Source organism: Aquabacterium sp. (assembly GCF_041915145.1).
Taxonomy (GTDB): Bacteria; Pseudomonadota; Gammaproteobacteria; order Burkholderiales; family Burkholderiaceae_C; genus Aquabacterium.
This window is the reverse complement of record NZ_JAYSBZ010000112.1, coordinates 1-6,283: the sequence shown is the minus strand read 5'-3', so window position 1 is coordinate 6,283 and position 6,283 is coordinate 1. Positions and strand designations below refer to the sequence as shown.

General features: G+C 67.4%; 7 protein-coding genes and 1 pseudogene. 7 read left to right on the top strand and 1 reads right to left on the bottom strand.

Translation table 11 applies throughout. From position 1 onward, the window contains the following. Nucleotides 1–261, top strand: a pseudogene (gene gidA, locus ACE3SS_RS14370) (tRNA uridine-5-carboxymethylaminomethyl(34) synthesis enzyme MnmG); the annotation flags it as partial. A 50-nt stretch (nucleotides 262–311) separates the two neighbouring features. On the opposite strand, the gene ACE3SS_RS14365 reads toward gidA, so the two are convergent. Continuing rightward, the gene (locus ACE3SS_RS14365) at nucleotides 312–977 is read right to left on the bottom strand and encodes a PEP-CTERM sorting domain-containing protein (RefSeq protein WP_374595109.1); all 666 of its coding nucleotides are present in this window, start codon (nucleotides 975–977) and stop codon (nucleotides 312–314) included. A gap of 161 nt (nucleotides 978–1,138) precedes the next feature. On the opposite strand from ACE3SS_RS14365, the gene rsmG reads away from it, so the two are divergent. The 6 genes from rsmG to ACE3SS_RS14335 all read left to right on the top strand — a co-directional run. Further along, on the top strand, nucleotides 1,139–1,819 hold the full coding sequence (rsmG, locus tag ACE3SS_RS14360; protein ID WP_374595107.1) for a 16S rRNA (guanine(527)-N(7))-methyltransferase RsmG: 681 nt from the start codon (nucleotides 1,139–1,141) through the stop codon (nucleotides 1,817–1,819). A 68-nt stretch (nucleotides 1,820–1,887) separates the two neighbouring features. Beyond that, on the top strand, nucleotides 1,888–2,673 hold the full coding sequence (locus tag ACE3SS_RS14355; RefSeq protein WP_374595105.1) for a ParA family protein: 786 nt from the start codon (nucleotides 1,888–1,890) through the stop codon (nucleotides 2,671–2,673). 16 nt (nucleotides 2,674–2,689) lie between these two features. Beyond that, nucleotides 2,690–3,286: an RBBP9/YdeN family alpha/beta hydrolase gene (locus tag ACE3SS_RS14350; protein WP_374595103.1), complete on the top strand. Its 597-nt coding sequence runs from the start codon at nucleotides 2,690–2,692 to the stop codon at nucleotides 3,284–3,286. Nucleotides 3,287–3,302: 16 nt separating this feature from the next. Beyond that, complete coding sequence (locus tag ACE3SS_RS14345) at nucleotides 3,303–4,202, top strand: ParB/RepB/Spo0J family partition protein (RefSeq protein WP_374595101.1); 900 nt, start codon at nucleotides 3,303–3,305, stop codon at nucleotides 4,200–4,202. 35 nt (nucleotides 4,203–4,237) lie between these two features. Beyond that, nucleotides 4,238–4,966, top strand: a complete 729-nt coding sequence (locus ACE3SS_RS14340; RefSeq protein ID WP_374595099.1) for a class I SAM-dependent methyltransferase — start codon at nucleotides 4,238–4,240, stop codon at nucleotides 4,964–4,966. Nucleotides 4,967–5,339: 373 nt separating this feature from the next. After that, the coding region (locus tag ACE3SS_RS14335; protein WP_374595097.1) for a PrkA family serine protein kinase at nucleotides 5,340–6,283 on the top strand (944 nt) is incomplete at its 3' end.

Here is a 6,283-nt window from a genome sequence, read left to right as displayed (position 1 = left end):
ATCGACAAGCAGAACGACGAGGTCGAGCGCGCGGCCTACTACGAGCACCTCAAATTGCCGGAGGAGCTGGACTACATGCAGGTCTCGGCGCTGAGCATCGAGGCGCGGCAGAAGCTGAGCAAGCACCGCCCCGAGACCCTGGGGCAGGCCTCGCGCATCTCGGGCATCACGCCGGCGGCGGTGTCGCTGTTGCTGATCCACCTGAAGAAGGGGCGCTTCCGCGGCTTCGTGGGGGACGCGGCCGGCGCGGAGGCTGGATAAAGAAAGGGGCCCGGCGGGCCCCTTTCGCTTTGGGTGCGAGGGTCGGGTGTTCAGGCGCGACGCGTGCGGCGCGCGGCCCAGCCGAGCACGCCCAGGCCGCCCAGCAGCAGGGCGGTGGTCGAGGGTTCGGGCACGGCGGTGATGGACACCGAGTCGAGGTCGAAGCCGCGGCTGGCGCCGAGGTCGTCGATCCCGCCGATGGCCACGCTGCGCCACGCGGTGGCGCCCAGCGAGGTGAGCACGCCGGCGTAGGGGCGCAGGTCGACCGTGATGTCGTCCGAAGCGTCGCGGGTCACGTCGAGCTGCAGGTTGCCGCCGTTGTTCGTCCAGATGAACAGGTGAGCCGATTCGTAGTTGTTGCCCAGTTCGTGCAAGGTGATGACGGTGTCGGAGCTGAAATCTGCGCCAAAACCCAGGTTCACGTAGGCGCCTTGAAAGGCGGAGCCGGACTCGCCCAGGGCCGGGCCGGGCAGGCTGAGAAAGTTGCCGTCCGGCGCGCCCAGCACGGCGGCGCGGGCCTGGTCATCGGTGAGCGCCACCGGGAAGCTCCCCGGGTAGCTGCCGCCATAGAACTGCGGCGGGGCGAAGTCGCCCGGGGCGGTGCCGCGCAGCATTTGCAGCACGGTGTTGGCGTAGGTGGTTTGCGCCTGGGCGGCGTGCGGTGCCAGGGTGGCGGCGAGGGTGGCGACAATCGCGCCGAAGGTTTTGCTGTGCATGGTCAGGCTTCCGCTGAGGGGTGTTGAATATTCCGCGTCGCCGAGTGGGGCGGCAGGGTGACAGCATTCTGGAAGTCGGTGGCGGGCGCTTGTATCCCTAAAAGACGGCGGTCTGCCGTACCGCTGGCGGGGAGGGGCGCCGCTGCGGCGACAATGGCGGCATGTCACCACACCCCTCTTCGCCGCTCGATGCCGACGGCAGCTTGAATGACGCAGCGCAGTCTCTGGGGCTGACGCTGTCGGCGCCGCAACTGGCGCAGTTGCAGCACTACGCGGCTCAGCTGGAGCGCTGGAACCGCGTCTACAACCTGACGGCCATTCGCGACCCGCGCGGCATCCAGGTGCAGCACCTGCATGACTGCCTGGCCGTGGTCGAGCCGCTGCGCCGGCAGGCGGCCGAGCGCGGCTGGTCGGCCAACCTGGCGGTCCTCGATGTGGGTAGTGGCGGCGGTTTGCCGGGTGCGGTGCTGGCGGTGGTGGAGCCGGGGTGGTCGGTCACCTGCGTCGACACCGTGGCCAAGAAGGCGATGTTCATTCGCCAGGTGTCGGCCGAGGTCGGGCTGCCCAATCTGCGGGCCGAGCACGCACGGGTCGAAAACCTCGCGCCCAAGCCCTGGCAGGTGATCACCTCGCGGGCGTTTGCCTCGTTGGTCGATTTTGTCGGCCTGACGCGCGAGCTGCTGGCGCCCGGCGGCGTCTGGATGGCCATGAAGGGCAAGGTGCCCGACGACGAGATCGCCGCGCTGCCGGCCGACGTCGAAGTGTTTCACGTGGAACCACTCAGCGTGCCGGGGCTGGACGCGCAGCGCTGCATCGTCTGGATGCGGCGCCGCCCGGCGTGACCCCGTTTCTATAATCGCCCCGCTCGGCTCATTCCCAGACCCCCGTCCTCCGGCGCTCGCCCCCGCACATGCCCAAGATCTTCTGCATTGCCAATCAAAAAGGCGGCGTCGGCAAGACGACCACCACCGTCAACCTCGCCGCCGGCCTGAGTCAGATCGGGCAACGCGTGCTGGTGGTCGACCTCGACCCGCAGGGCAATGCCACGATGGGCTCGGGGGTGGACAAGCGCACGCTCGAATACTCGGTGTACGACGTGCTGCTCGAATCGGCCAGCATTGCCGAGGCGCGCCAGCGCAGCGAGAAGGTGGGCTACGACGTGCTGGGCGCCAACCGCGAGCTGGCCGGCGCCGAGATCGAGCTGGTCGAGCTGGAGCGGCGTGATCGGCGCCTCAAGACGGCGATTGCCGCCGTGGCCGCCGACTACGACTTCGTGCTGATCGACTGCCCGCCGTCGCTCAGCCTGCTCACCCTCAACGGCCTGACCTGCGCCCACGGCGTGATCGTGCCGATGCAGTGCGAATACTTTGCGCTCGAAGGGCTCACCGACCTGGTCAACACCGTCAAGCAGGTGCACGCCAACCTCAACCCCGAGTTGGAGCTGATCGGCCTGCTGCGTGTGATGTTCGACCCGCGCATCACCTTGCAGCAGCAGGTGAGCGAGCAGCTCAAGACGCACTTTGCCGACAAGGTGTTCGACTCGGTGATTCCGCGCAACGTGCGGCTGGCCGAGGCGCCCAGCTACGGCCTGCCCGGCGTGGTGTTCGACCCGGCCTCGAAGGGCGCGCAGGCCTTTGTCGAGTTTGCCAACGAGATGGTGGCCCGCGTGGCGCGCGGCAGCCTGAAGTCGGCGTGAAGTCGGACTGAGCGCGATGCCGCCGAAGATCTTCTCGCTGCCGGGCTGGCATGGCTCCAGCCTCACGCATTGGCAGACCCGCTGGGAGCGCAAGCACCGGCTGCAGCGCATCGAGCAGGACGACTGGGCCTGGCCCAAGCGCGGCGACTGGATGATGCGGCTCGAAGAAACCTTGCTCGCCGACCCGGCCGCGTCCCCCGACCAGCCGGCGGTGCTGGTGGCGCACAGCCTGGGCTGCCACCTGGTGGCGGCCTGGGCCGCGCACTCGCAGCACACGGCGCTGGTGCAGGCGGCCTTGCTGGTGGCGCCGCCCGATCTCGACGGCATGGCCGTGCCGGGCTGGGTGGGCGGCGACTTCCCGCCGCAGATGGCCACCTGGCGCCCGGTGGCGCGGCAGCGTCTGCCCTTTCGCAGTCTGGTCGTGGCCAGCAGCGATGACTACTACGCCAGCCCGGCAGCCGCCGCTCAGTTGGCCGCTGATTGGGGCGCGGCCTGGGTGCAGCTCGGCGCGCTCGGCCACGTGAACGGCGAATCAGGCCTGGGCGACTGGCCCGAGGGCTGGGCGCTGCTGCAGCAACTGCTGGCCGAATCAGCGCCAGCGCATAATGATTAAGAGAGAAGGCCGGACGATGGCAACGAAGAAACCCAAAGGACTCGGCCTCGGCCTGGAAGCGCTGCTCGGCCCCAAGGTGAGTGATGCGCCTGCCCCCGTGCCCCAAGAAGGTGCGCCGACCACGCTCAAGCTCAGCCAGCTGCAGCCCGGCAAATACCAGCCGCGCACGCGCATGGACGAGGGCGCCTTGTACGAGCTGGCCGAGAGCATCAAGGGCCAGGGCATCATGCAGCCCATCCTCGTGCGGCCGCTGGCCGAGCCGGGGCGCTACGAAATCATCGCCGGTGAGCGCCGCTCGCGCGCCGCCAAGCTGGCCGGGCTGGACGAGGTGCCGGTGCTGGTCAAGGCCGTGCCCGACGAGGCCGCTGCCGCGATGGCGCTGATCGAGAACATCCAGCGCGAAGACCTCAACCCGCTCGAAGAAGCCCAAGGCCTGCAACGCCTGACGCAAGAGTTTGGGCTCACTCACGAGCAGGCGGCGCAAGCCGTGGGCCGCTCGCGCTCGGCCGCCAGCAACCTGCTGCGCCTGCTCAACCTGGCCGAGCCGGTGCAGCAGATGCTGATGGCGGGCGACCTCGACATGGGCCACGCCCGCGCGCTGTTGGCGCTCGACAAGGCCGTGCAGATCACCACCGCCCACCAGATCAGCGCGAAGAAGCTCAGCGTGCGCGAGGCTGAAAAACTCGTCACGCAAGTGCAGGGGGCGGGGCGCCAGCAGCCGCTGCTGCGCGTCAAGGCCGAGAAGTCGCGCGACGTGCTGCGCCTCGAAGAAGAGTTGTCCGACCTGCTGACGGCCGAGGTGCAGATCCACGTCAAGAAGCGCACCAAGCGCGGCGAGCAGGGCGAGGTCACCATCGCTTTCGGTTCGCTCGACGAACTCAACGGCCTGATCGACAAGCTGCGCGGGCCGCAATAAGCCCGACGGCCATCGATCAACGGGCTGCTCCCGCCGTGCGCTTCGCCAAGCTCCCGTGGCCCCTGCCGGCCTTGCTGACGTGGGGCGTGGCCTGGGGCGTGTGCGTTGCCTTGCGGTCGGCGGCGGCGCCGGTGTGGGCGACGCTGCTGCTGCCCAGTCTGGTCGGGCTGGCTGGCTCGATCGCGGGGGGCACGCGCTGGCGGCAGCTTTTCATCGCGCTGGGCTTTCCGTTGTCGTGGCTGCTGCTGCATGCGGCCACCGTGCCGGCCTGGGCGTGGCTGCTGCCGCTGGCCGTGCTGCTGCTGGCGTATCCGCTCCACGCGTGGCGCGACGCGCCCTTGTTCCCGACGCCTGCGGGCGTCTTGCAAGGCCTGGCCGAAGTGGTCGACTTGCCTGTTGGCGCTCGCGTGATCGACGCAGGCTGTGGCACCGGGGCGGGCCTGGTCGAGCTGCATCGCGTGTTGCCGCAGGCCGAACTGCATGGCATCGAGTGGAGCTGGCCGTGGCGCTGGTGGGCCGGCCTGCGTTGCCCATGGGCGCGGGTGCGCCGTGGCGACATGTGGGCCATGAGCTGGTCGGACTATCAGCTCGTCTACCTCTTCCAGCGACCCGAGAGCATGCCGCGCGCGGTCGAGAAGGCGCAGCGCGAGCTGGCCTCGGGGGCGTGGCTCGTGAGCCTCGAATTCGAGGCCACGCAACTCACGCCGCAAGCCGTGCTGCGCAACGCGGCGGGCAAGCCGGTGTGGCTCTATCGCATCGCTTGACGAGCGCGCCGGCCGGCGGAACGTCCAGCCGGGCAAGGGGCCTTCCGGCAGGCGATGCACGCGTTCGGGCGATTTGGGGCACGCTCCTTGCAAAACACGTTTGCGCACGCATCTGCTTGAAATGGACGCCGCTTGCCGCCACGCCGGGCAAGGGTTTGATTCAGGGAAAGCAAGAGGTGCCAGAGGTGTGAATTGGTAGGCAAATCAACGAGGCTTTTCACCCGCTCATCGGGGTTTGTCGGTGACGCAAAACCGCCATCGTTGAGTCCAATGGTTAGTAGTGGGTCTGCAACAGGCCACGTGTGCTGATTGCGGACCCGCTGCTGAAGGTGTACCAAGACAGGTGTGTCTGGTTGATCGATCGGAGGCGCGTATGGATGTGATCAGTAATTTCGCCGCTCGCTACGAGCGCACCCGCGAAGAAGAGATCTCGCTCGAAGAGTATCTGCAGATCTGCAAACGAGACCGCACCGCTTACGCGTCGGCCGCCGAGCGCATGCTGCAGGCCATCGGCGAGCCCAAGATGGTCGACACGCGCAACGACCCGCGTCTGTCGCGCATCTTCGCCAACAAGGTCATCAAGATCTACCCCGCCTTCGCCGAGTTCTACGGCATGGAAGAGTCGATCGAGCAGGTCGTCAGCTACTTCCGCCACGCCGCGCAAGGGCTCGAAGAAAAGAAGCAGATCCTCTATCTGCTGGGCCCGGTGGGTGGCGGCAAGTCCTCGATTGCAGAGCGCCTCAAGCAGTTGATGGAACAAGTGCCGTTCTACGCCATCAAGGGCTCGCCCGTGAACGAGTCGCCGCTGGGCTTGTTCGACCCGGTGGAAGATGGCCCGATCCTCGAAAAGGAATACGGCATCCCGTCGCGCTACCTCAATCGCATCCTGTCGCCCTGGGCCGTGAAGCGCCTCGAAGAATACGGCGGCGACATCCGCAAGTTCAAGGTCGTCAAGCGTCACCCCAGCGTGCTCAAGCAAGTGGGCATCGCCAAGACCGAACCGGGCGACGAGAACAACCAAGATATTTCGGCGCTGGTCGGCAAGATCGACATCCGCAAGCTCGAAACGTTTGCACAAGACGACCCCGATGCCTACAGCTACTCGGGCGGCTTGTGCCTGGCCAACCAGGGCCTGCTTGAGTTCGTTGAAATGTTCAAGGCGCCGATCAAGGTGCTGCACCCGCTGCTGACCGCTACTCAAGAAGGCAACTTCAAGGGCACTGAAGGCTTTGGTGCGATCCCGTTCGACGGCGTCGTGCTCGCGCACAGCAACGAGAGCGAGTGGAAGGCCTTCCGCAACAACAAGAACAACGAAGC

Bases quoted from the DNA above. Each gene is read 5' to 3' on its own strand.
- ACE3SS_RS14365 (WP_374595109.1), bottom strand. From the start codon at position 977: ATGCACAGCAAAACCTTCGGCGCGATTGTCGCCACCCTCGCCGCCACC.
- rsmG (WP_374595107.1), top strand. From the start codon at position 1,139: ATGTCACCACACCCCTCTTCGCCGCTCGATGCCGACGGCAGCTTGAAT.
- ACE3SS_RS14355 (WP_374595105.1), top strand. From the start codon at position 1,888: ATGCCCAAGATCTTCTGCATTGCCAATCAAAAAGGCGGCGTCGGCAAG.
- ACE3SS_RS14350 (WP_374595103.1), top strand. From the start codon at position 2,690: ATGCCGCCGAAGATCTTCTCGCTGCCGGGCTGGCATGGCTCCAGCCTC.
- ACE3SS_RS14345 (WP_374595101.1), top strand. From the start codon at position 3,303: ATGGCAACGAAGAAACCCAAAGGACTCGGCCTCGGCCTGGAAGCGCTG.